At 68.8% G+C, this 22,316-nt stretch carries 28 protein-coding genes; 11 read left to right on the forward strand and 17 right to left on the reverse strand.

The genetic code is table 11. The features are described from left to right. Positions 1-55 precede the first annotated feature (55 nt). From NLX94_RS28990 to NLX94_RS29005, 4 genes are all read right to left on the reverse strand, one after another. The gene (locus tag NLX94_RS28990; protein WP_254386048.1) at positions 56-652 is read right to left on the reverse strand and encodes a hypothetical protein; all 597 of its coding nucleotides are present in this window, start codon (positions 650-652) and stop codon (positions 56-58) included. Beyond that, the gene (locus tag NLX94_RS28995) at positions 649-1,803 is read right to left on the reverse strand and encodes an MAB_1171c family putative transporter (RefSeq protein WP_308402570.1); all 1,155 of its coding nucleotides are present in this window, start codon (positions 1,801-1,803) and stop codon (positions 649-651) included. Before NLX94_RS28995 ends, NLX94_RS28990 begins: the two co-directional genes overlap by 4 nt. Positions 1,804-1,816: 13 nt before the next feature. After that, a complete protein-coding gene (locus NLX94_RS29000) occupies positions 1,817-2,497 on the reverse strand; it encodes a hypothetical protein (RefSeq protein ID WP_254386050.1) in 681 nt (226 codons plus the stop codon). Positions 2,498-2,668: 171 nt separating this feature from the next. Beyond that, positions 2,669-3,187, reverse strand: a complete 519-nt coding sequence (locus tag NLX94_RS29005) for a helix-turn-helix transcriptional regulator (RefSeq protein WP_254386051.1) — start codon at positions 3,185-3,187, stop codon at positions 2,669-2,671. A 551-nt stretch (positions 3,188-3,738) separates the two neighbouring features. Between NLX94_RS29005 and NLX94_RS29010 the strand changes: the two genes are divergently transcribed. The 11 genes from NLX94_RS29010 (at position 3,739) to NLX94_RS29060 (ending at position 8,938) form a co-directional block, all read left to right on the forward strand. Further along, positions 3,739-4,062, forward strand: a complete 324-nt coding sequence (locus NLX94_RS29010) for a hypothetical protein (RefSeq protein WP_254386052.1) — start codon at positions 3,739-3,741, stop codon at positions 4,060-4,062. Positions 4,063-4,253: 191 nt separating this feature from the next. Continuing rightward, complete coding sequence (locus NLX94_RS29015; RefSeq protein ID WP_254386053.1) at positions 4,254-5,195, forward strand: ParB/RepB/Spo0J family partition protein; 942 nt, start codon at positions 4,254-4,256, stop codon at positions 5,193-5,195. Between the two features lie 96 nt (positions 5,196-5,291). After that, positions 5,292-5,588 (forward strand): hypothetical protein, encoded by a 297-nt coding sequence (locus NLX94_RS29020; RefSeq protein ID WP_254386054.1) that lies wholly within the window; start codon positions 5,292-5,294, stop codon positions 5,586-5,588. Positions 5,589-5,642: 54 nt separating this feature from the next. Then, a complete protein-coding gene (locus tag NLX94_RS29025) occupies positions 5,643-5,870 on the forward strand; it encodes a hypothetical protein (protein ID WP_254386055.1) in 228 nt (75 codons plus the stop codon). A gap of 544 nt (positions 5,871-6,414) precedes the next feature. After that, complete coding sequence (locus NLX94_RS29030; RefSeq protein WP_254386056.1) at positions 6,415-6,732, forward strand: hypothetical protein; 318 nt, start codon at positions 6,415-6,417, stop codon at positions 6,730-6,732. A gap of 99 nt (positions 6,733-6,831) precedes the next feature. Beyond that, positions 6,832-7,071 (forward strand): hypothetical protein, encoded by a 240-nt coding sequence (locus NLX94_RS29035; protein WP_254386057.1) that lies wholly within the window; start codon positions 6,832-6,834, stop codon positions 7,069-7,071. Between the two features lie 36 nt (positions 7,072-7,107). Continuing rightward, positions 7,108-7,380 carry a hypothetical protein gene (locus NLX94_RS29040; RefSeq protein WP_254386058.1) on the forward strand — a complete coding sequence of 91 codons (273 nt, stop codon included), beginning with the start codon at positions 7,108-7,110 and terminating at the stop codon, positions 7,378-7,380. Between the two features lie 397 nt (positions 7,381-7,777). Then, positions 7,778-8,032, forward strand: a complete 255-nt coding sequence (locus NLX94_RS29045; protein ID WP_254386059.1) for a hypothetical protein — start codon at positions 7,778-7,780, stop codon at positions 8,030-8,032. 23 nt (positions 8,033-8,055) lie between these two features. Further along, entirely contained in the window at positions 8,056-8,349 is a 294-nt protein-coding gene (locus tag NLX94_RS29050; protein ID WP_254386060.1) for a VRR-NUC domain-containing protein, read from the forward strand. Between the two features lie 134 nt (positions 8,350-8,483). After that, positions 8,484-8,687: a hypothetical protein gene (locus NLX94_RS29055; protein WP_254386061.1), complete on the forward strand. Its 204-nt coding sequence runs from the start codon at positions 8,484-8,486 to the stop codon at positions 8,685-8,687. Continuing rightward, positions 8,687-8,938 (forward strand): hypothetical protein, encoded by a 252-nt coding sequence (locus tag NLX94_RS29060; RefSeq protein WP_254386062.1) that lies wholly within the window; start codon positions 8,687-8,689, stop codon positions 8,936-8,938. Before NLX94_RS29055 ends, NLX94_RS29060 begins: the two co-directional genes overlap by 1 nt. A gap of 267 nt (positions 8,939-9,205) precedes the next feature. Here the strand turns inward: NLX94_RS29060 and NLX94_RS29065 are convergent, their stop codons facing one another. The 13 genes from NLX94_RS29065 to NLX94_RS29125 form a co-directional block, all read right to left on the reverse strand. Next, positions 9,206-9,691 carry a hypothetical protein gene (locus tag NLX94_RS29065; protein ID WP_254386063.1) on the reverse strand — a complete coding sequence of 162 codons (486 nt, stop codon included), beginning with the start codon at positions 9,689-9,691 and terminating at the stop codon, positions 9,206-9,208. Positions 9,692-9,905: 214 nt separating this feature from the next. Beyond that, a complete protein-coding gene (locus NLX94_RS29070; RefSeq protein WP_254386064.1) occupies positions 9,906-11,123 on the reverse strand; it encodes an ABC transporter permease in 1,218 nt (405 codons plus the stop codon). Beyond that, positions 11,120-11,830, reverse strand: a complete 711-nt coding sequence (locus NLX94_RS29075; RefSeq protein ID WP_254386065.1) for an ABC transporter ATP-binding protein — start codon at positions 11,828-11,830, stop codon at positions 11,120-11,122. The genes NLX94_RS29070 and NLX94_RS29075 overlap by 4 nt, the downstream gene beginning before the upstream one ends. Further along, positions 11,827-13,080, reverse strand: a complete 1,254-nt coding sequence (locus NLX94_RS29080) for a peptidoglycan-binding domain-containing protein (protein ID WP_254386066.1) — start codon at positions 13,078-13,080, stop codon at positions 11,827-11,829. Before NLX94_RS29080 ends, NLX94_RS29075 begins: the two co-directional genes overlap by 4 nt. Further along, the gene (locus NLX94_RS29085) at positions 13,077-13,631 is read right to left on the reverse strand and encodes a hypothetical protein (RefSeq protein WP_254386067.1); all 555 of its coding nucleotides are present in this window, start codon (positions 13,629-13,631) and stop codon (positions 13,077-13,079) included. Before NLX94_RS29085 ends, NLX94_RS29080 begins: the two co-directional genes overlap by 4 nt. 133 nt (positions 13,632-13,764) lie before the next feature. After that, the gene (locus NLX94_RS29090; RefSeq protein WP_254386068.1) at positions 13,765-15,276 is read right to left on the reverse strand and encodes a cell wall metabolism sensor histidine kinase WalK; all 1,512 of its coding nucleotides are present in this window, start codon (positions 15,274-15,276) and stop codon (positions 13,765-13,767) included. Next, a complete protein-coding gene (locus NLX94_RS29095) occupies positions 15,276-16,004 on the reverse strand; it encodes a response regulator transcription factor (RefSeq protein ID WP_254386069.1) in 729 nt (242 codons plus the stop codon). The genes NLX94_RS29090 and NLX94_RS29095 overlap by 1 nt, the downstream gene beginning before the upstream one ends. Before the next feature lie 107 nt (positions 16,005-16,111). Next, a complete protein-coding gene (locus NLX94_RS29100) occupies positions 16,112-16,987 on the reverse strand; it encodes a serine hydrolase (protein ID WP_254386070.1) in 876 nt (291 codons plus the stop codon). Between the two features lie 204 nt (positions 16,988-17,191). Further along, the gene (locus NLX94_RS29105; RefSeq protein WP_254386071.1) at positions 17,192-17,860 is read right to left on the reverse strand and encodes a response regulator transcription factor; all 669 of its coding nucleotides are present in this window, start codon (positions 17,858-17,860) and stop codon (positions 17,192-17,194) included. Then, positions 17,857-19,194 (reverse strand): histidine kinase, encoded by a 1,338-nt coding sequence (locus NLX94_RS29110; protein WP_254386072.1) that lies wholly within the window; start codon positions 19,192-19,194, stop codon positions 17,857-17,859. The genes NLX94_RS29105 and NLX94_RS29110 overlap by 4 nt, the downstream gene beginning before the upstream one ends. 251 nt (positions 19,195-19,445) lie before the next feature. Then, positions 19,446-20,285 carry an ABC transporter permease gene (locus tag NLX94_RS29115; protein ID WP_254386073.1) on the reverse strand — a complete coding sequence of 280 codons (840 nt, stop codon included), beginning with the start codon at positions 20,283-20,285 and terminating at the stop codon, positions 19,446-19,448. Further along, complete coding sequence (locus NLX94_RS29120) at positions 20,282-21,214, reverse strand: ATP-binding cassette domain-containing protein (protein ID WP_254386074.1); 933 nt, start codon at positions 21,212-21,214, stop codon at positions 20,282-20,284. The genes NLX94_RS29115 and NLX94_RS29120 overlap by 4 nt, the downstream gene beginning before the upstream one ends. 189 nt (positions 21,215-21,403) lie before the next feature. Beyond that, positions 21,404-22,156 (reverse strand): hypothetical protein, encoded by a 753-nt coding sequence (locus NLX94_RS29125; RefSeq protein ID WP_254386075.1) that lies wholly within the window; start codon positions 22,154-22,156, stop codon positions 21,404-21,406. Positions 22,157-22,316: the final 160 nt, after the last annotated feature.

The raw sequence follows: 22,316 nt of genomic DNA on the forward strand, positions 1-22,316 counted from the left end.
TACACGTAGAGGGGCCCCGACCTGGGTTGGTCGGGGCCCCTCTACGCGCACTGCGTCAGCTCATAGCCGCGAAGACCGGCCCGGCGACAGCGGCGCCCAGGGCCGCGCCGGCGAGCACTTGGGCGAGGGTGTGATCGCGGAGGCGGACGCGCGACCAGCCGACGAGAACCACCAGGGCGAACGCGGACAGCGTCCACGGACCGTAGGCCAGTGCCAGCATGACGACGGCCCCGCTGGATACGGCCGTGTGCACGCTGATCTTCCACACGGTCGTGATGGCGAGGATGGCCACGAGCGTGGCGAGCATCGCGAAGATGAGGGCGGTCATCTCCTCCGGAGCGTCCAGGACGAGCATCCCGGAGATGCAGACGATCACCGAGACGATGATCCCGGGGATGACGACGAGGCGGTCCTGCCGGCGCCGGACATGCCGGTCGCCCCAGTGGCCGCGCCGCTCCCCCCACTTGATCCACAGGATGGGGACAACTCCGCAGAAGAAGCCCGCGACCAGGCCCCAGCCGATTCCGGCGAACCGGTCGGCGTACCAGCCCATCAGGAGGGTGACGGCCAGAATCCAGGTGCGCGGTTCCAGGACGTCGGTGACCTGCTTCGCGAATGAAGTCTCCGCGCCGGGTGCGGTGGTGGTGGTCATGCTGGGATCTCCTGGTGGTTGCGGGCGAACTCCGCAGCTGCGGGGCTGCGGTACGCGGCGGCCATGACGAGCATCGAGCGGACCTCGGCGTCGAAGTCGGTGTCTTCGTCGTCCATGTGGTTCACCTTGGGGACCGACTCGCAGACGGGGCTGGCGCCGCGGAGCTTCGCCTCCCACGCTGCTCGCACCCACAGGCCGTCGGCGTAGGCATCCCGCTTCGAGGTGGGGACGCCGGCCGTCGCCGTCTGTGCGGCGTCGAGGGTCTGTGCTGGTACGTAGGCGCGCAGGACCAGGACCACGTCCCAGATCTCGATGAGTCGGCGGTGAAGGCGCAGGCGAGGGCTTCGGCCGACGGGGTCGTTGAGGACAACATCGGGGACGACCTCGGTAAGGGCTGTCCACAGCGGCTCGACCTGGCGCAGGGCCCGGCGGTAGGTGACGGTCCTCCACAGGACTCCGGCAGCGGGGACGGAGTTGCCGAGGACGATCAGCAGGATCGCGAGGTACTCGACGAGATCCGCGATCGTTTGCGTGGTGTCGTCGTCCGTGACGAACTCGGTGCCGGCGAGCCGCGTGGCCATGTGCGCGATGCGCCACAGCGTGTAGAGGGCTCCGAAGGCGGTACCGGCGCCCAGGAGGCGCAGGCCCGTGCGCAGGGGTGCGCCGGCTGCGTGGCGGCTGTAGGACCAGAAGAGCCAGCTGGAGATGGACATCGCGACGGCCAGATAGCCGAGGAAGACCATGCAGTAGGCGGTTCCGGTGGGTTGTCCGAGGTTGGCCTCGAAGAAGTTGTGGACCTCTTCCGGCCTCGGGGTGAGGGTGAAGAGGGTGGCGAGCAGCACGATGCTCGCGGCGGCGATCCCGTACAGGGGCCACCGGCCTCGGGCCAGAGCGGCTGGTCTGGCCATCGCGATGACGAAGATGAGGACGAACGTCGACCCGGCTATGCCGACTGCGTGTTGCAGCAGCGTGGCCAGGTTGGTGATCCCGAGGGGTTCTATGACGATCCGCTTCACCGCGGGGCGGGCGATGGTGCAGGCGACCGCGACGGACGTGAACGCGGCCCACAGGGGCCGCTGTCGCTGGACTCGGATGGCGGCGAGGCGCCAGGCGGCAACAAGCCAAAGGGCTAGGACAACTGCGGTTTTGATGGGTCAGACTTTCTTACTGGGTGGGGTGTCCGAAGGCGTCGCTGAGACGTTCGAGAACGTCTGCGCCTTCGGTCGTCCGTGACCGCGCCTCGGTGCGGCTGGCCTTCTCGTGAATGAGAGTGGCCAAGGTCTCCGCATCTGATTCCTGCGGCCCGGAGTATTTCGTTCGGCCGAGGAGGGCGGCCATTGCGCTGGGGGAAATCCCCAATTCCTCGTCCTCTGCGGTCGTCTTGGCGAGCTGGGCGCGTACGCGGGCAGCGTGGGCGCGCATGAACTCGGAGACCGGCAGGTCGGGTTCGCTGCGTCCGAACTTCTCGGTGTGCGCGGCGAACGGGTTCGCGGGGAATCCTGCGGGCAGCTCGCCGTCGCCCTCGGGGCCGCTCAGGGTGTCGAAGTGCGGGCCGACGTGGCCGAGCAGCATGTGCGAAATCTCGTGGAGGACGATCTGCCGGCGAAGGATGGCGCTGGCCGCAGGCTGGTAGAAGACCAGGTCGAAGGCGTCGAGGCTCATCCACAGGCCGCATGGCAGGTCGGGGTTCGAGTCGTCGAGTTGCTGGAGGAACAGGGGTCGGCCGCGGTCTTCGGCGACGGCCTCGCAGAACGCTTCGAGGTCGAAAGGGGTGGGGATGCTCAGGCGGGCGACGAGCTTCTTGAGCGGGTCACCCGTCGTGCTCTCCAGCCGCTTCCACCACATGGTTCGCGTCCCCGCTTTCCGGCCTGCACTGGCCGGACCTCCCCGGGCGCCTGCTGACAGAGCCGGGAATTTCCTCGGCGTCGTGCGCAAGGGTATCGCCATTGGACTGGACCACTGAACGTATTTCACTGGGTGAAATAGATGGTGAGACGGCGAGCCCTTCGGGCAAGATCACTTTTTGCGTCTGCGGCCGGGCTTCTCGTCGACAACGGGGAGTCCTTCAAGATCGCGGGCGCCCTCGACCATCCCCTGAATTCCCTTGAGGGTCTTGGCTGACAGGCCTCGCAGGCGGAATGCGATGGCCCGGACGTGGCCGTCTTCCAGAACCTCGGCGAGGTCGTCGCTGGCCTTCGCGAGCTCGACGCCTTCCTTGATCTCGCGCATCCGGCGGTCGGTGGCCTCCGCCACCTCTTCGTCCACGAAGTAGCTGGTCGAGACGCCGAAGAACTTCGCGAGCGCCCTCATCGAGTCGAGGCTTGGGTTGGTGACCTTGCCGGTGCGGATGTTCGCGATGGTGGCGTGCGTCACCGTCGGATCGCCCGGCCCGGCCGCCTTCTTGATGAGTTCCTCGATCTCCCGGGGCGTATACGGGCCCCGCCCGGCTGGGTGCAGCTCCGCGATCAGGTGAGCGAGCCTCCGGGCCATGAAGCCTTCGCCAATGTGAGCGCGGTCGCCCATGGCTTCTATCACTACTCCTCGCCCCTCGGGGCTGTCGCTTACCGGAAACCGAGATCCTATCTCGTCCGCTTTACGCATCCGACCAGCCCACCCCCCGCTCATATCTCGTTGATTTGACACGCCTGGGAGTGGGCTGCGTATGTTCTGACGACCTCGCCCAGGGGCTTCCGCTTCGTACGCTCCACCGTGCGCCGCTCCACTGACCAGGGGTGACACCGCACTCGTCCGGGCCTCAGTCCTGGACTCGACCCCGGAGAGAACGTGCAGGAACCAACGCCCGACGCCGCTTTACGGGGCTGAGGCCAAAGGCAGCGTCCGCGGCCCCGTGCCTCCGGGGCCTCGCGACGCAACTTCTTCTTCGACTCCTGCCCACACCTGTGCACCGCGGCCGCCACAAGCAGTCCGCACAGGCGGGCCGGAACGCGCATTCGCCTGCTGGCCGGCGGCAGATCCCGCCGGACTGCGGGCAGCACACGATCAACGGCACGCCGGGGACATGGCGCGCTGGGGCACGGGGCGGCCGGGGCGAAACCTCGCGCGCCTCGAACGACTTTGGGGGACTCGTGATCGACGTACAGCGCATCATCGCGCTGTCGCAGCAGCCGCGACCGGGCGGGGCCGACGGCCCACTGGGCAACGCCTCGGACGCGCTGCGCCTGCTGGGCCATCTCGACTACGAGGACGACCTCCTGGCGATGCCGATCGCCTGGAGTGAAGCTGCCTGCCGTGACGCGGGGCGCAGGGCGGGAGCCGGCCGGGCCGCGAAGGCCCTGCGCTCCGCCTGCCCCCTGCACGTCCAGTGCGCCTCCGCACTGATGGCGGGTGCGCCGCCTGAGGTGCGGCAGTGGCGTGAGCGCGTGGACGGGGGTCGCGCGCTCGCGGCATGAGGAGGGGGACCGAGGGGCGCCGGAGAGATCCGGCGCCCCTCGGTGTTTTCCCAGCTCACAAGCCCCCTCTGATGTGGCCTAGGTCACTCCACCCTGACCCTCGGGGGCTGGACACCTCCCTCAAGCATAGTAGAATTCAGATATAAGCAAGGGCAGGGAAGCCCAAAGCCAAACACCTCTTGGAGCCCGAAATGACCTACCGCACCGTGAAGATGACCCAGGTCCGCCCCAACCCGAACCAGCCCCGCGAGTACTTCAACGAGGAGGCCATCCGCGAGCTCGCCACCTCCATCGAGGCCTACGGCCAGATCTCCCCGATCGAGGTCGCCCCCGACAACGAGAAGGGCGGCTACCAGATCATCTCGGGCGAGCGCCGCTTCCGCGCCCTGACCTCGCTCGGCAAGTCCACCGTCAAGGTCAGCATCATCTCGGAGAAGAACGAGCTGCGCCGCTTCAAGCGGTCCATGTCGGAGAACGTCAACCGCGAGGACATGACCCCCTTCGAGGAGGCCAACGGCTACCAGCGAATCCTGGACGAGGAAGACGGCGCCACCATCGCCACGGTGGCCGCCGACTTCGGCAAGACCACCGCCTACGTCAAGCTCCGCCTCGCACTGCTGGACCTGCGCATCGAGTTCCAGAAGCTCGTACAGGACGGCGCGATCGGCACGGCAGCCGCCGTACAGATCGCCGCGCTCAGCCTCGCCAACCAGGGAGCACTCCTCGGCAAGTTCACTCGCGGGGAGTTCAAGGCAGACAACGAGATCGTGCACTTCGCCTTCGCCATGAAGCAGCAGCAGGACCAGGCCGTCCTGATGATCACGGAGGACCTGACCGACGAGCAGCGCGAGCAGCGCGCCGCCACCCAGAAGAAGACCAAGGGCACGCTCGACAAGATCGAGCAGGTCCGCGCGATGCTCGACGAGATCGCCAAGACCGACCCGATCAAGCTGGCGCAGGCCCTTGAGGGCCAGGTCGGCGCCCGCCTGGACCAGCTCGACCGGGTGGCCGACTCCCTGACGAAGGCCCGCTGGCAGCTCAAGCAGGCCAAGGCGCACGCCGAGGCCGCTGAGCTGATCGCGATCAACCCCGAGGCCACGGAGACCGGCGAGCCCGAGACGGCCGCCGCCTGATGGCGAGCAGGGGCGGGGCCTGCGGGCCCCGCCCCGCCTCCCCCAGCGGATCAGCACCCGTACCTCGCACCACCGACCCCCTTGGGAGACAAGACGATGATCCCGCCTCACCCGCAGCCGGCCGGAGCCGCCGCCATGCTGGAACACCTGACCCGACGGGGCTGGAGCCCGCAGCTGGTCAGCCGCCTCGCACAGGTCGACACGAACGCCTGCCACCGACCTCCGGTCATGTCCTCGCGCGCCGCATCCGGGATGATCCTCAGCCTCGCCGCAGAGGGCTGGTCTCCCGCACCGATCGCCGCCCTGTTCCACCGGCGCGAGGAGTACGTGTGCGCCGTACTCACCGTCGCTTCGGGCCTCCAGCCCTTCACCCACCGCCCGAAGACCTCGTAGCCCACCGTCCGCCTCGGCGGCAGGCGCCGCCGAGGGAGTGAAGGAGAGACCGCCTTGACCACGCAGCCGGCCGCAGGCCAGGACTGGACCGCCATGAACCATGGCGACTTCGACGCCGGGGCCCCCATCACGTTGCCGGTGGGCACCGGGCCCGGGCGCATCTACGCGACGCCGGACCGGCACGGGACACAGGCCCTGTTCGGCGAGGAGCCCCCGAGGAGAGCAGCACGGCCGACCCGGCCGAATCCAGGGGAGACCGACGGACAGGAGGAACTGTTCTGATGCCGATCTTTCTGCCCGCGCCCATGCCGGTGCGGCCCGCGGACGGCAAGGGCTTCAACCGGCTGAGCCTCAACGCGCACATGTGGCCGGGTGAATCCCAGTGCGCGCTACTCCCCCGGTCGTACGCCACCTTGTTCGAGAGCCTCGACACCAGACGGGCGCGCGGGGGAGGCTTCGGTACCTGCGCACGCCCTGAAGGACTGTGTGGCGAGTGCCCGGTCCTCACCCATCCCCCGAGGCGGTCGGTCAGCTTCTCTGCGAACCGAGTGCTCGTACGCATCGAGACCTCATACAGCGACGGTGCAGCCTTGAGGGCCGGGCCAGTTACACAGCTGTGGATGACCGACCGGCCCCACTCCGCCGACTACCGGCAGGTCGGACAGCTATGGACGTGGCCGGAGCTCTCACGCCTGGAGGGCTGGGAGCTCGGACGCCGACACCGCGATGAGGTGGGAGAGGGGTTCTGGATGGAGCGCAGTAGCTACGTTCCAGCCCCTCACGTGGAGATCCGCAGCCGGGCCGTGGGGACCGAGTCCGGCACGCAATGCTCGCCGGCAGCACCCGGGCGTGCCTGATGGTCTACTCCGGAGGATGCCGTCACGATGCGCAGCTGCTCAACGTGATCAGTCACCAGGTACCGGGACAGGTGGACGAGCAGCCCGCCCAGGTGGATGGTGACCGGCTGCAGCAGCCCGTCGCAGAGGGGACTTGGAGGTTGATCTGCTCGGCGGCAGGTTCAGCTGCGGTACGGCTGCTGGAGGCGGACAGGCAGGTTGTTCGCCTGAGCCTGTCCGGATCGCAGTGGACGAGCGAGCGGGTCGACGGCGTGGGCTCGGCACTGCTGAAGTACGTGCGCCGGTAAGCAGCTTGGGCGGTGGCAGAGGTGGACACCTCCCAGATAGATAGTAGAATATAGATATCAGGGAGGCGGTAATCGCCTCGCCGCAGAGAGGAGCCTCCCATGCCCACGTACACCCCGATCAGCTGCGCCGACATCTACGACAGGGACGCACCCGAGTGCGACAGCTGCGAAGGGGCCGGCACGGAGACCTACCTGCACGGACCTCACGAGGTCGACCGCGAGTGCGCCGAGTGCCACGGCATCGGGCGCCGCCTCGACTGCCCGGCATGCGACGACGGCGTGAACCCCGCCACCGACGACACGTGCAGCCTCTGCGACGGCTTCGGCGCCCTCTACTGACCACAAAATAGGCCACTACTCATTCAGGAGATTTCCGTGAACCTCGGCGACACCCTCACCCAGGAAGCCCTCACCACCGGCAGCCGATTCGGCGTCATACCGACCGGATCCGGGGGCCTGCGCCTGGCCATCACCCTCGGCTCGGGCGATGTCCAGCACTTCGAACGGCCCGGCGCCGGCGGCCCCGGCGACTGGACCGCCACCGACCTCGAAGGACAGGGGGGCGGCTTCTCCTTCCAAGAGCCTGTCACCGCCGAATGGGGCCGCAGCCTGGACCTCATCGCCAAGACCCGCGACCAGAAGGGCTGAATCACGTGGAGTACGAAGTCGGCACCGTCGTCACCCCGGCCCGTACCGGGCCCAACGGCCTCACCCACCTGCTCGGCGAGGTCTCCGGTCACGCCACGGATCCCTTCACCGGCTAGCGCCTGGTAGCCGTCACCTGGAGCGGCCTGAGCAAGCCGCAGTTCTACGACCTGGACGACGTGATCGAAGTGGACTGACACACGGAAAATAGGCCACTACACAAAATCGTGTTACGGTCCTGCACATCAGGCCACAGGCACGGCCCGATACCCACCCACCTCCGGACGGGCAGCGACACCCCGCGCCCAGCCCGCCCGGACCGGCTCGTCAGATACGAGCCACCCCCTCCGGCCGGGACCCGCCCCCACTGCGGGTCCCGGCCACACCCACGGAGAAGCAGATGCCTACGACCACGACCTACGACGACCTCGAAGAGGCACAGGCCATGGAGCAGTACGGGCACCCCCTCGCAGAACTCGTCAGCGAGCGGTACACCGTCGAAGACGTCCTCAAGGACCGGCACCGCCGGTCTAACCCCCGGCCGCCGGCACCCGTCTACACGCCGCAGCCGGACCCGAAGGCCGCCGAGCACTGCGCCGTCCTCGAGGCAGCGATATCGAACTGGACCTACCGGCCCACCCCGAGCACGCTGTGACCGAAGAGCAATTCCGCCGCCACGTGAGGGAGCTGGCTCAGCTCCGCGGCTGGACCCTCGCCTACCACACGCACAACTCGCAGCGAAGCGACGCCGGTTGGCCCGACGAGGTGTACGGGCACCCACTGACCCGCCGCACCCTGTTCGTCGAGCTGAAGACCGACACCGGCAAGGTTCGCCCCGCTCAACGCGAGTGGCTGACACACCTGGCGGCCTGCGGCTTCGAAGCCGCCCTGTGGCGACCACGCGACCTCGCGCTCATCGTCACCACTCTGGCGCCCAACGGCCCGCGCGCCACCCTCCCCGACACATTCTGACCAGGAAGAGCACCCATGGACCACGACCCCGATTCCGCCCCGGCCCCCGGCTCGACCTGGTGCAACTCCTGCGACAGCTGGTTCAACATCATCACCAACACCTGCCGCTGCAACAACCGCTGAGGGACAGCCTGATGCCCAACACCTCTGCGGCCCCCCGAGGCCCCATCCGCACCCGGCCGGCCCCTGTCCTTGCCCCCGCCGTGGAGCAGGCCCTCTCGGAGATCGCCGCGCTCGCCAACCGGCTGTGCGAGGACCTCTCCGACGGCCAGTGGGCTACGGCCGCCCGCATTCGCCAGCTCGCCGAGGCGCCCTACGTGAACGGAGTCACCCGCTGATGCACGCCCGCTTCGAGCCCATGCCCTCCCGGAACTCGGACGCCGACACCGCCGCGAAGTCGCTGCGAAGCCGCCACGGCGAGTGGGCACACGTGGACGCACGCGACTCGACCAGCCGGGCGGCGAACCTCGCCTACCGCATCCGTGCCGGCCTGCACTCCTCGTTCCGCCCGGCAGGCGCCTACGAAGCGCGTTCCCAGGGCACACACGTCTGGGCGCGATACGTCGGCCACCGCACCAAGGCAACCTAGACCCACGTCCTTGGCCACCGACGCATACGTGCCACCCAGGTTGGCGTGGTACAGCGCGACAGCATCGGCCTTGAACTCAGGCGAGTACTTCGGCGTCCCAACGGGAACTCCTGTCCTATGGATCCTCACGATCCAATGATCAGGGTGTCCACGATCACGACTCTGCTGGCCAATTCACATGGCGAGGGCATCGGGTGGAAAATCATCCCCTACCGCCGTGCGACTGCACGTCGGTCGGCCGGAGCAATTCTCAATACCTGTGGATCGTCATGGCCGGCCCGGCTTCTGGTTCGCCTTCACCTGCGCTACGAAGGAGGCCGTTGCGCGCGGGTTCCGGAGCACGTGCAGTGTCGCGTCACCGGCCTGATCCGTGACCGCTTTCAGGAGGAGTGGCCGGCTCCGACGCCGCCATGACCATAGCCAGAGCCAGAAGTCGAACCGCTCCCGGGAGCGGCGCATCGCTCTCCAGGCGCAGCGCCAGAAGGAGAAGTCGAGCAGGACGATGGTGTCTGCTCGCCGGAGGCGGACGTCGAGGACGTCGTAGGGGCCGAGGTCGCCGTCCATGATCCACTGGTCCGCTTTGGAGAGTTCGCCTTGGACGGTGGCCCACTGCTCGGGGGGAGTCGCTTCAAGCCCCGGTCTCCAGAAGTGCTTGTCGAGCTCGATGACGGGAAGTCCGGTGACCTTGCCCAGGGTGGCTGCCAGTGTTGACTTCCCTGAGCCGCCACGGCCGAGGATCACGACACGCTCCATGGCCGCCATGCTGCCAGATCGGTTCCACCGGATCACGCACCGGCGTTCCGGGGTCATGCCGCATAGACGACATCGCGTTTGACGAGCTCGCCGCTCTTGAACCTTGCACCTGCGCGGACCAGGGGGACGAGGTGGGCTCCGGTGATCGCCCGCCAGCCGAGCGCCGCGTACGCGGTGCCCCTGTCCTCGGGGGGATGGGCAGGGGCACCGTCGTTCAGGAGGCGGCGAGTGCCTCGGTGGGTGGCAGGCGGGCGGCTCGGACGGCTGGGTAGAAGCCGGCGAGGCCGCCGATGAGGAGGGTGGCGCCGACTCCGCCGGCCATGGCCCAGGCAGGCACCACGGTGGGCCAGCCCTGGTAGGTGGCGTAGCCGGCGGTGACGCCGATGCCGAGGAGTACGCCGCCGGCCCCGCCGAGGGCGGACAGCAGCAGGGATTCGCATAGGAACTGGGTGCGGATCTGGCCGCGGGTGGCGCCCAGGGACCGGCGCAGGCCGATCTCCGCGCGGCGCTCGAGTACAGAGATGACCATGGTGTTGGCCACGCCGACTCCGCCGACGAGCAGGGCGACGGCGCCGAGCCCCAGCAGCAGCCCGCTGAGGGTGTCGTCGGTTGCTTCTTTGGCGGCGAGCGCGTCGGAGGGCCGGGATACCTCGACGGAGCTGGGGTCTTCGGGGTTCGCGGTCGCTCCGAGGACGGCTTGTACGTCGGTGACGGCCTGGCCCTGCGCGCGGGTGTAGACGGTGGTCGGGTAGCCGTCGAAGTCGAGGTTCTTCTGGGCGGCTTCCCAGCCTACGAACGCTCCGGAGTCCAGCTCGGCGGCGAGTTCGTTGGGTTCGAGGATCCCGACGACAGTGAACCACTCGCCTCCCAGCCACACCTGGGTGTCGGGGTCCGCCTTGGAGACCGCCAACTGTTCGGCGGCCTTGGGGCCCAGGACAACGGCCGGGTACTTGCCGTTGGCGTCGTTGAGCCACTGTCCGGTGGCGACGTGTGAGCCCACGGTGGCGGGGAGGTCGGTGCGGGCCGCGTAGACGCCGATGCCGCCGGTCTCCTGCTTGGGTATGCGGTCGTTGCGGTAGACCTTGGCATCCGTCTTGCCGATAGCCGACACCGACTCCACGGCTCCGATCCTGGCAACCATGTCGACGGCATCGGCGGACAGGTGCGCGTCGCCTCCGCCGAAGGACTGGCCCGGGGAGACGGTGAGCAGGTTGGTGCCCAGTGCGTCCAGTTTGCGGTTCAGCTCTTCGCTGGAGGACGTGGAGATCCCGACGACGCCGATCATCGCGGCGATGCCGATGGCGATGCCGAGCGCGGAGAGGAACACCCGCATGGGGCGCGAGCGCAGGCCGGATCCGCCGACGCGCAGGACGTCGGAGGGGCTGAGGCGGGCCGCTTTCGGGCGGGGCCTGGGCGGTGCTGCTGTGGTCATGTCCCTGCCCTCTCGTAGGCGTGGTCCGGCAGGGCGGAGTCGTGTTCGATACGGCCGTCCTTGATGCGGACCTCGCGTGGCAGGGAGGCGGCGATGTCGCGGTCGTGGGTGATGATCACGACGGTGGTGCCGGAGTCGTGCAGTTCGTGGAGGAGTTCCATGACGACCGCACCGGAGGTGGAGTCGAGTGCGCCCGTCGGCTCGTCGGCGAGCAGGAGGGGTGGATCACCGAGGACTGCGCGGGCGATGGCGACCCGCTGCTTCTCGCCACCGGACAGCTGGTGTGGTTCGTTGAACAGGCGGTGGCCCAGGCCCACCCGGCGAAGAGTCTGCTCGGCGAGCCTGCGCCGCTCGCCCCTTGGCTTGCCGCTGTAGAGGAGCCCGTCGGCGACACTGTCCAATGCGGGGACGCCGGGGGCGAGGTGGAACTGCTGGAACACGAACCCGATGGTGGCGGCGCGCAGTGCGGAAAGTTCGCGGTCGCTGAGGTCGGTGATGTCGTGGCCGTCGATGGCCACGGTTCCGGTGGTCGGCAGGCTGAGTGTTCCGATGATGTTGAGCATCGTGGACTTGCCCGAGCCGGAAGGGCCGACGACGGCCAGGAGTTCACCCCGCTGTACGACCAGGTCGGCTCCCGCGAGGGCCGCGACCTCCCCGTACGTCTTGGTGACGCCCCTCAGCTCAATGACCGGCGGGGCGGCGCTCACTTGGGAACCCCTACGACCAGGCCAGCGATGACTCCCTGACCGGACACCTCGACCAGCCCGCCGGCGAACATGCCGAGCTCGACCGGCAGGTATTCGATGCCCTTGGTGCCGACGGTCTCCAGTGCATAGCCGCCCTCGCGCAGCGCCACGAGGGCGTTGATGGGAACCGTCAGGACGTCCTTGCGAGTCTCGGCCTCGAAGGTGACGTCCACCGGCGCGGCCTGATAGCGGCCGAGCTTCGTCTGGTCCTTGATCTCAAGCTTCACGGGCAGCGTGGCGTCGGCGGAACTGGTACTGGATGTCCCGGCGCCGCCTGTACTGCCGGCGGCCGGCGCAGCGGTGGCCGCCGTGCCGACGTCCTTGACCGTGGCGTCGACCTTGGTGCCGTCGGGGAGCTTGATCGTGGTCTTGGTGCCGTCGTCCACCAGGTCCTCGAACTTCACTTCGAGGTCGACGGTGACGATGCGCTCCGTGCCGGACCAGGTGAGGATGTCCCCGGTGGGCGAGCCACCGCTAGTGGCCTTGACGTCGGCCACGCGCCGTTCCCCGGTGGCCACGACCGCGTCACCCGGAGCGACGGTGCCGCTCTCTTCGCGGCCGAGGTCCTCTTGCCACGCCTTGACGGCGGTGGCGGTGGCATCGGTGTACTCGTCGTCCACGGTGAAGCCCGTGTAGCCGAGGGCGGAGAGGTTCTCCTCCAGCAGCTTCACGTCCTTGCCCTCGCTGCCCGACTGGATCGTGCGGTACAGAGGTGTCGAGCCGTACAGCAGCGGCACCTTCCGTTCGTCGATGCTGTACACGGCTGCGCCGCGTTTGATCGTTTCGCCCTCCGCCGGCAGCCAGGTGAGCACGCCCGAACCGCTGCCGGCCGTGCTCTGGCCGCCCTGCGCCGTGCTGGAAGACGCGGAGCCACCCGAGGAGGAACTCCCGGAAGGCGGGGCCTGTACCGCGGTGGCGTCGCCGTAGCCGAGGTTTCCGTTCACGGTCTCGGTACGGGTCAGCGAGGTGGTCTCGACCTTGGCCGTCTTGGGCGGACCGGCCGGTGCCGCGGAGGTGCTCGTCTCGCTGTCACCGCCCAAGGCTCCGGTCGCGGCGGCGACGCCGGTCGCGGCGATGACCGCCACGCCGATAGCGATCAGCGAGGTACGCAGCGGGCGCTTCCTGCGACGACCGGCGTTCGGTGTCTGGCCGCCGTGCGTGTCTTCGGCAGCCGCGGCCGCCATGTTCTCGGTGCTTTGGTGCAGGGTCACTGCTGGCCCCCCATCATGCCGCCGAGGAACTCGCGGCACTCACCCATGGCGTCCTGGAAGTTGGGATCACTCATGTTCATGGACTCCCGGTCGAGGCCCTCGGGGCCGGGGTCGTCCATGTCGACGCCGTTCTCGCGCATGCAGGCGGCGAACTTCTTCATGTTCTCCAGCTGCGCGGCGTCCGGGGCACCCTGGTTGGCGCCGCGGTCCTTCATCGCCTGCGGTGCCTTGTCACGGCACGCCTCCATCGCCTTGCGCAGGGCGTCGCTGTTGGCACCTCCGCCCATGACGGACTGCAGGTTCAGCTTGCCCGTCTCCGGGTCGGGGTCCTCCATGTCGACGCCGTTCTCGCGCATGCAGCCGACGAACGCCTGCGACTGCTCGGCCTCGCTCTTCGCCGAGCCGCCTCCACCCGCGGCAGCGCCCTCACCGCTGACGGAGGCCACCTTCGAGCTGCCGCTGTCGGAGCCGCCGCAACCCGTCAACAAGCCGGCCGCCACGAGCCCGGCGGCCGGTAGCGCCAGCGCCCGCACCCTGAGTGCTCCTCGCATCCTCACCACTCCCTTGAATCCGAATGCCGCTGACCACCACGTGGTCTGCGGTCCGTACAAAGGGCGATGCTGGCAGCACAGGATCAGCGGACCCTGGGCCCAACCTCAAAGCCACCTGGGAATCCCGAACGATTCACAACAGAGGGAGCCCCACGCGGAACGTCGCACCCGTCCCCGGGCGCTGCGCGGCTAGATCGAGACGGCCGCCATGGGCTGCGACGATGGCGGCGGCGATGGACAGGCCCAGGCCCGCGCCGCCCCCGGAGCGTGCTGGATCGGCGCGGTAGAGGCGCTCGAACACGTACGGGGCATCACGGGGCGGGACGCCCGGACCTGTGTCGGCGACCTCGATGACCGCGGCAGGCCGGTCGGCGGGCAGCAGGGTGCCCGAGGCTGCTACGGCGGGTCCGAGAGCGTTGGGCCGCCGCGGTCCGAGGCGGATCGTGATCACTGCGCTGGGTGGCGTGTGGCGGTCGGCGTTGGCCAGCAGGTTGCCGAGCACCTGGCGCAGTTGCAGTGGATCACCGATGACGACCATGGGTTCGATCAGGCCCCCCGACTCGTCAAGGTCCACGATCCGCACGACCCGGCTGGTGGAGCGGGCGTGCAGAGCGCGTGCCACGTCCACGGTGAGTTCCAGGAGGTCGACGGGGAGCTGCTGCGGGACGCGCTGCTCGTCGAGCCGGGCAAGCATGAGCAGGTCCTCCACCAGCACTCCCATCCGGGCGGCTTCGGCCTCGATGCGCCGCATCGCGTCCACAGGGTCTCCGCCGCGTCGATAGAGCTCGGCGAAGCCGCGGATCGAGGTCAGCGGGGTGCGCAGTTCGTGGGAGGCGTCCGCGAGGAAGCGGCGCAGTTTCAGCTCGGACGCCGCGCGGGCGCCCATCTCGTGCTCCACACGGCCGAGCATCGCGTTCATCGCCCCGCCCAGCCGGCCCGGCTCGGTATGCGGATCCGTGTCTGCCACGCGCTGCGACAGGTCCCCCGCCGCGATGAACCCGGCGGTGGCCTCCATCCGGGTCAGCGGGCGCAGTCCCACACGGACCAGGAACGTGGCCCCGACGCCCAGCAGCGCGAGCGCGCCCGCCACGACGGCCGCGTCGATCAGCAACAGCCGGTCCGTGGTCTCCTCCACCTGGGCCAGCGAGACGGCCGTGACGATGAACCCGCCGTCATCAAGGCCGGGGGTGGGCTCCACCACCTTGACTACGACCCGCCAGCCGGAACCGCCTCCCTTGCCCGGGACCGTGAACGGGGCACCCGAATACTCGGCCAGTTCAGCGGCCGCCGGCAGGGCAGGGCCGGGTTCACGCGCCTCCTCGGGGTACACGGCGCGCACGCCGCTCTGCCCATACACGTAGATCCGTGAATCGTCTCCGAAGACCCCGGACAGGAACGAGTCACCCGGAACCCTCGCGGACTGCTCCTCCGCCGGGCGATCGCCGAGGCTGCGCACCAGCCGCTGCTGCTGTCCCCCCATTCCGGGTATCGCCAGCTGCCGGTCGACACGGTCGATGAGATAGGAGCGCAGCAGGATCACCCCTGCCGTGTTGGCGCCGATGAGGGCTAGAGCCGTCAGGGCGGCGCTGACCACGACGAGGCGCGAGCGCAGCGTCCAGTGGCGCCACCGCCGAAGGCGGGGCATCAGCGTTCCCCGTGGGGCAGCCGCAGCGTGTACCCGACACCGCGGACGGTGTGGATGAGCCGGGGACCGGTGGTGTCGAGCTTCTTGCGCAGGTAGTAGACGTAGGACTCAACTATCCGGCTGTCCCCGCCGAAGTCGTAGGACCACACCCGGTCCAGGATCTGGGCCTTGCCGATGACCCGGCCCGGGTGCTCCAGCAGGAAGCGCAGCAGGTTGAACTCGGTCGGGGACAGCTCGATGCGCCGGCCGGCCCTGCGTACCTCGTGCCGGTCCTCATCGAGCTCCAGGTCCGCGTAGCGCAGCACCGCATCAGGTACATCCTGGGGGTGCGCTCCTGTGGCGGCCCCGGTCCGGCGCAGAATCGCACGGATCCGCAGGACCACCTCCTCCAAGCTGAACGGCTTCGTCACGTAGTCGTCCCCACCGGCCGTCAGCCCGCGGATACGGTCGCCCATCGAGTCCCGGGCCGTCAGGAACAGAACCGGAACATCGCGCCCGGCCGCCCGCAGCCTGGCCGCAACCTCGAAACCGTCGAGATCGGGAAGCATCACATCCAGCACGATGAGACCCGGCCGCGTATCCTCCGCGGCCGTCAGGGCTTCGAAGCCGGTCGCCGCCGCGACGACGTCGAAGCCGACCAAACGCAACGTCTGGGAGAGAAGATCACGGATGTTCGGCTCATCGTCGACGACGAGAACGGTGGTCGCGGCCGGTGCGGAATCAGTCATGGCTTCATCCGTATCGCACCAACCTCAAAGCCAGCTGAGAACAACCTTCACGTCGCGCCAGAACGATCCGCACATACCAGCCGACCAGCTGACCAGGGCGGTGATGGTCAAGAGGCTCTTCCGGCCGTACTGATGACTGAGACGGCGGCCTGGGTGGCATCCTCGACGAGTGCTATGCCGTCGGCCTGGGTGAGGTTTCCGTCGGAGAGGACCGCGATGAGGCAGTCGCGGCCTTCGATGTCCACGCGTCCGATGCTGTTGATGTCCCACAGTCCGGTCGCGGTGCGTGGGAGCCAGCCGTTCTTGAGCGCCGCACTCGAATCGGCGACGGACACACCCCAGTCCTGATCTGGCGCGACACTCTCCATCAGGTCCTCGATGAAGTCCCTGTCGGCCTGGGACAGCGGTGATTCCAACCCGAATATCGAGTCGAGCAGAATCAGTTGGTCTTCGGCTGTCGTCTGGGTGAGGCCCCAGTTGCCGTTGTGGCCGGCGGAGGTGGCGGTCAGGCCGAGGCGTTCGTTGGCGGAGTCCAGCCCCGGTGCCCCGCCGATGGTGTCCCACAGTGCGTTGGTCGCGGTGTTGTCGCTGCTGCGGATCATGCTCGTCGCCTGGGTGCGCTCGCGTGATGTCAACGCTCGCCCCGCATCCTGGGCCTGGAGCAGCAGTGCGGCCAGGATGTCGACCTTGACGATGCTCGCCGTGTCGTACCGGCCACTCTCGAACACGGCGCGGTCACCCGATTCCAGATCCATCACCGCCACCGATAGTTGCACGTCGCCGTCCGGGGCTACCCGCGCAAGTTCACCCGCCAGCAGCGCGTCGAGATCAGCTTCGGGTGACGCGGCGGCCTCGGTTTCGGGGCTGAGGCCGGGCTCCGAAGAGGACACCGCCGCGACGGCAGCAGTACCCACTGACCCGTGGCGCAAGTTCGCCGCACCGGCCACGATGCAACCCAGCAGAGCAGCCGTACCCGTCACCATGACAAGGAGACGAAGGGGGCGGCGACGAGGGCGCGGGTGGCGACGAGTTCCGGATCCAAGCATGCCCGCGACGCTACGAATCACAACTGTGCGCAGCCTGGGACCACGGTCAGAGCACCCTGAGAGTCGCCTCCAAGTTGCATCCAAGCGAGTCGGTGCGCCGCCGAAGACTGACGTGTCGGGACTGCGGCGGACTCAGGTGTGTCAGGGAGTGGTGTGTGCCAGGCCCGTGTCGTAGGCGATGATCACTGCCTGTACCCGGTCCCGGGCTTCCAGCTTCGCGAGAACACGCCCCACGTGTTTCTTCACTGTCGATTCGGACAGGCTCAGACGCTCGGCGATCTCGGTGTTCGTCCACCCCTGGCCGATCGCGATGAGGACCTCCCGTTCGCGCTCGCTGAGCAGGCTCAGCCGGGGATCAGTTCGGCTGGGTCGCTGCTCGGGCGGGCGCAGGTCACGTGCGTGGGCGTCGAGGAGGCGGCGGGTCAGTCTGGGGGACACCACGGCGTCCCCGGCCGAGATGGACCGAATGGCGGCTAGGAGCTCGTCGGGCATGGCGTCTTTGAGGAGGAAGCCGCTGGCGCCTGCGCGCAGGGCAGCGTAGGCGTACTCGTCGAGGTCGAAAGTGGTGAGGATGAGAACGCGGGACCGGCCGCCGGCCGCGACGATGCGCCGGGTTGCCTCGATGCCGTCCATTCCGGGCATCCGCACGTCCATGAGCACCACGTCGGGGCGGAGCGAGGCGGTGAGGCGGACAGCCTCGGCGCCGTGGGAGGCTTCACCGACCACCTCGATGTCGTCTCTGGTTTCCATGAGCATGACGAAACCCAGCCGCTGGAGCGGCTGATCATCCGCGATCAGCACAGTGGTCAAGGTGTTCTCCGGCCGCTAGGTCCTGGCCCTGGACCGGGCTCGGGCTGCGGTCCGTGGACTTCCCGCTCGTGGGTGCCGTCGGGCTCGACGTCGAAGGCTGCGTCGACGCTCCAGCCGCCTCCTGTCCGGGGGCCTGCGGTGAGGGTACCGCCGTACATCGCGGCCCGTTCTCTCATACCGATGATCCCATGGCCGGCCTGATGCCGGTCCGGGACTGCCGGGGGCGGTTCCGCCGACTCGGACGGCGCTCCGGTGTCGGTGATCGTCACCCGGACTCGGCCGTCGTGGAACTCGACGGAGATGCGTACGGACGAGCGGTAGCCGACGTGCTTGAGCGTGTTGGTCAGAGCTTCCTGGACAATGCGGTACACGGTCAGCTGAACGCCGCCGCTCAGCTCGCTGAGACTGCCGCTGGTCCGGTAGGTGACGTGGGTACCCGCCGCCCGAACGCGCTCGATCAGGGCCTCCATGTCAGCCAGTACCGGCTGAGGGGTGAGCTCCGCTTCCTCGGACGCGTCCCGCAGGACGCCGAGGACGCGCCGCAGCTCTTTGAGCGCCTGGCGTCCCGTGCCGGAGATGATGCGCAGTGCCTCGGCGCTGCGCTCGGGGCGGCTGGCGGCGAGAGACGCAGCGCCATCGGCGAGGCCGACGATGACGGCGAGATTATGACCGACGATGTCGTGCATCTCGCGGGCCACCCGGGAGCGTTCGGCCGCAACTGTCAGCCGTGCTCGTTGTTCCTGCTCGGTCTGCAGCCGGGCGGCGCGGTCCTCCAGCGCCGCAAGGTAGGCCCGTCTGATCCGGAAGACGAGGCCCAGAGCCAAAGCGGCGGTCGCCGTCCCGACCAGGAAGAACACGGCGAGCCAAGGCTGGTCCGTGCCGGACCGGAAGGCGGCCACTCCCAGTCCCGCAACGGTCACGGCCGCCGCCCAGGGAAGCACCTTGATTGCCCCGTACAGAGCGAGGCTGTACAGGACCAGGAGCAGGCTGATGCCGCTGGGCAGCCAGATGGAGCTGATCCACTGCGCCAGGCAGGTGACCGCGACCACGCTGAAGGCGAGGGTCGGCGTCCGGCGCCGCCACCACAGCGGCAGGGCGAGGCCTGCGTGCAGCAGCAGCAGCAGGACGGCAGTCGGCGGTTCACTCGCCCGGTGCGCCGACATGGGCGGTCCGGTGTGTCCCCCGAGAAGGGCTGGAAGGCCCAGCAGGAACACGAAGACCACCACACTGGTGTCGAGTATCCACGGCCGCCGGTGATCGACGCGCTGGAGCCGTTGCTGCCATCCGAGCAGCCGGTCCAGGAAGGGGTGGCCGCCCGTTCTCTCCGAATTCACGGAGAGCGCCGCGCGGGCGCCGGGGCCCGCGCCTCTGCCGGGCCGCGGTGGATACCTGTTCTCGTCAGCCATCGTGCGAACCCGAGCGTCTCTGATTGAGTAGGGAATGCCGCTCGAAGCGTTATCCGGATCGAGGTGCCCGCCATGGCCTGGAGACCGGGCTTACGCACACACTGTCACCTCATTGCTACGGATGGCTGACCTGCCTGGTCAGGTCTCCGATAAACGGCCCCCGTAATGGATTCCGGTGCTCATACGTCCGTACGTACGAGGCGCAGGGCGGCGGCGCCCAGTACCAGGGCGACCCAGCCGGCGAGGACGGCCAGGCCCGCCCCCGGGCTGAGGGCGCCCGATGCCTGGTGAAGGCTCATCATCGCGCCGCCGGCGTTGCTCGGCAGGTAGGGGCCCACGGTGTCGGCCCAGGAATCGGGCAGCAGTGACGTCAGGCCGGGAATGACCATCAAAGACGCCACGAGCACGGCGATGCCTCCGGCCACCGAGCGCAGCAGGGCTCCCAGGGCAACGCCGAGGACTCCCGCCATGGCGAGGTACAGGGCCGCGCCCGCCAGACTGCGCAGTACACCGTCGTCGGACAGGGACAGTTCCGCGGACGTGCCACTCACTTGGGTGCTGCCCACCAGGAAGGCGGCCAGCACGGCCACGGTGCAGGCGGCCAGAGCGACGGCTGCGAAGGTGAGGGCCTTCGACCACAAGACCGGCAGGCGCTGGGGTACGGCGGTCAGCGTGGACCGGATCATGCCGGTGCTGTACTCGCCGGCGGCCACCAGGACCCCGAGGACACCGATGGCCAGCTGGGCGAGCTGGGTGCCGGTCAGGGCCAGACCGACGGCGTCGGTAGCGGGGGTGGGTCCGACGGGGCGTTGCGCTGCGGTACCCGAGGGGTCGAACGAGACTGAGGCGATGAACCCGAAGGCCACAAGAATCAGCGCGGCCACACCCAGGGTGATCCAGCTGGAGCGCAGCGACCAGAATTTCGCCCACTCCGAACGGAGCACCCGGAGTGCGGTCACCCGGTACTGAGGCCGGACGGAGCCGGGAACCTCCCGGATCTTGGTGGAAACGCTGCTCATGCCGCCTTCTTGGAATCGTCGTGACTGGCACTGGTGTACTCGACGGCGTCACGGGTCAGGTCCATGAACGCCTCTTCCAGAGAGACTTCACGCGGTGTGAGTTCGAAGATCGGCACGCCGTGCTCGGCGGCCACCGTTCCGATTTGGCGGGCCTCCAGCCCACTCACATGCAGTTCCTCCGTCCCTGGCGAACCAGTGATCTCCACACCCGGCCCGGCCAGCAGTTCCCGCAGACGGGCAGGCTCGGCAGTAACCACCTTCACTCCACTGCCGTCGGCTTCACGCACGAAGTCCGCCACCGTGGTGTCGGCCAGCAGCCGCCCCCGCCCGATGATCACCAGGTACTCAGCGGTGAGCGCCATCTCACTCATGAGATGGGAGGACACCAGGACGGTGCGCCCCTCGGCCGCCAGGCCGGTCAGCAGATTTCGCACCCACAGGACACCCTCGGGGTCGAGGCCGTTGACCGGTTCGTCCAGCATCACGACGGCGGGATCACCCAGCAGCGCCGCGGCGATGCCCAGCCGCTGGCCCATGCCCAGCGAGAAGGCCCCGGCGCGCTTGCGGGCCACACTCGTCAGACCGACCAGTTCGATGACCTCGGCCACCCGGGCCCGTGAGATTCCGTGGGTGTAGGCCAGCGCCTTCAGATGGCCCTCGGCCGTCCGGCCCGGGTGGATCGACTTGGCCTCCAGGAGCGAGCCGATCTCCTGCAGGGGCGCGGCATGCTCCGCGTACCGTTTTCCGTTGACCGTGGCCGTTCCCGCGGTGGGCGCGTCCAAGCCGACGATCATCCGCATCGTGGTGGACTTGCCGGCGCCGTTCGGGCCGAGGAAGCCGGTGACAGCGCCGGGTTTGACGGTGAATTCCAGACGGTCGACGGCGGTCTTGACCCCGTAGCGTTTCGTCAGCTCGCGTACCTCGATCACCCGTGCACCTTCCACTCGGCGGCCGGGCCATCCCCGAGCGCATGCCTTCCACGCTAGAAGGCGGAAACGGCTCGGGGATGGCACCGTGGGTGACCTTTCGACGGCCGGGTGGTACCTGAGTACACCTCCGCCCGATGCCGCGAGCTGGTCGGACTCAGTGGGGCCTGGGCCGGTCCACCCGGGAACCGGTCAGCGGTGCACGATCCGCAGGCGGTGCCGGTTGCGGGCTGTGGTGATCACCTCCTCCAGGAAGGCCCGGACGCGGTCGGGGGCGTCCCGTTTCAGCCAGTCGACGGCCCCGTCGTGGACCACCACGTCGACGCCTGTGCCCGCCAGGACTGCGGGCAGGGTGTGCACCATCGTTGACGCGAAGCTGACCACAGTCCGCCCCACGGGGCCTGTACGCAGCGCCAGTTCCAGCGGCAGCTCCGGTATGACGATCTCGGCGCCAGTCGCCCGGGAGATCCGCTCCAGCTTGCCGGGATCCTCGCGGCGGTGGGCCAGATAGCGGCTGCAGCCCAGCGCCCTGGCCAGCGCGACGACCTCGGTCACGTACCGGCCCGGGTCCACAAGTCCCGTCTCCGCCAACGACGTACCGACCAGGTCGACACCGGGCAGGACGTCGGGCGGCCCGAATCGGCCGCGGGTCCAGGAGTACGCGTTCACGGTGACCATGCCTCCTGGCGGCAGGAGCAGATCCTTCGCAAGGGAGGTGTAGACCTCCAGACGCTGGCCGCGGCCCGGGGTGAGCAGGCGCGTGGTGCGATAGGCGGCGGCCGGCGGCGGCCCCGTGCGGTGCCAGCGCACCAGGGGTCGGCCGGCGAGTAGCTGAGTGGCGAGTTCCAGCGTGGCCGTGCCGTCATCCACCAGGACGACATCCCTCGCCGACCTGGCCAGCGGCAGCAGCTGCTGGATCAGGCCGGAGAACGGATCGCCGAGCACCAACCGGTCCGCCCCGGCCAGCTGCGGGGCCAGTACGGCCCCGCAGTAGGCCAGAGCGGCTGGTGTGAGCGTTCACGTTTTTCGGCTCTGGCGATGATCACGTGACGGGTCAGGGTGTCAGGAGTATTCGGAGCCTGAGGAGATCGAAGTTGGCTCTCCC

Source organism: Streptomyces sp. TBY4, assembly GCF_024213195.1.
Taxonomy (GTDB): Bacteria; Actinomycetota; Actinomycetes; order Streptomycetales; family Streptomycetaceae; genus Streptomyces.

Bases quoted from the DNA above. Each gene is read 5' to 3' on its own strand.
- NLX94_RS29115 (WP_254386073.1), bottom strand. From the start codon at position 20,285: ATGAGCAGCGTTTCCACCAAGATCCGGGAGGTTCCCGGCTCCGTCCGG.
- NLX94_RS29030 (WP_254386056.1), top strand. From the start codon at position 6,415: ATGCTCGCCGGCAGCACCCGGGCGTGCCTGATGGTCTACTCCGGAGGA.
- NLX94_RS29095 (WP_254386069.1), bottom strand. From the start codon at position 16,004: ATGACTGATTCCGCACCGGCCGCGACCACCGTTCTCGTCGTCGACGAT.
- NLX94_RS29000 (WP_254386050.1), bottom strand. From the start codon at position 2,497: ATGTGGTGGAAGCGGCTGGAGAGCACGACGGGTGACCCGCTCAAGAAG.
- NLX94_RS29035 (WP_254386057.1), top strand. From the start codon at position 6,832: ATGCCCACGTACACCCCGATCAGCTGCGCCGACATCTACGACAGGGAC.
- NLX94_RS29100 (WP_254386070.1), bottom strand. From the start codon at position 16,987: ATGGTGACGGGTACGGCTGCTCTGCTGGGTTGCATCGTGGCCGGTGCG.
- NLX94_RS28990 (WP_254386048.1), bottom strand. From the start codon at position 652: ATGACCACCACCACCGCACCCGGCGCGGAGACTTCATTCGCGAAGCAG.
- NLX94_RS29070 (WP_254386064.1), bottom strand. From the start codon at position 11,123: ATGACCACAGCAGCACCGCCCAGGCCCCGCCCGAAAGCGGCCCGCCTC.
- NLX94_RS29015 (WP_254386053.1), top strand. From the start codon at position 4,254: ATGACCTACCGCACCGTGAAGATGACCCAGGTCCGCCCCAACCCGAAC.
- NLX94_RS29055 (WP_254386061.1), top strand. From the start codon at position 8,484: ATGCCCAACACCTCTGCGGCCCCCCGAGGCCCCATCCGCACCCGGCCG.
- NLX94_RS29090 (WP_254386068.1), bottom strand. From the start codon at position 15,276: ATGCCCCGCCTTCGGCGGTGGCGCCACTGGACGCTGCGCTCGCGCCTC.
- NLX94_RS29045 (WP_254386059.1), top strand. From the start codon at position 7,778: ATGCCTACGACCACGACCTACGACGACCTCGAAGAGGCACAGGCCATG.
- NLX94_RS29065 (WP_254386063.1), bottom strand. From the start codon at position 9,691: ATGGAGCGTGTCGTGATCCTCGGCCGTGGCGGCTCAGGGAAGTCAACA.
- NLX94_RS29060 (WP_254386062.1), top strand. From the start codon at position 8,687: ATGCACGCCCGCTTCGAGCCCATGCCCTCCCGGAACTCGGACGCCGAC.
- NLX94_RS29020 (WP_254386054.1), top strand. From the start codon at position 5,292: ATGATCCCGCCTCACCCGCAGCCGGCCGGAGCCGCCGCCATGCTGGAA.
- NLX94_RS29085 (WP_254386067.1), bottom strand. From the start codon at position 13,631: ATGCGAGGAGCACTCAGGGTGCGGGCGCTGGCGCTACCGGCCGCCGGG.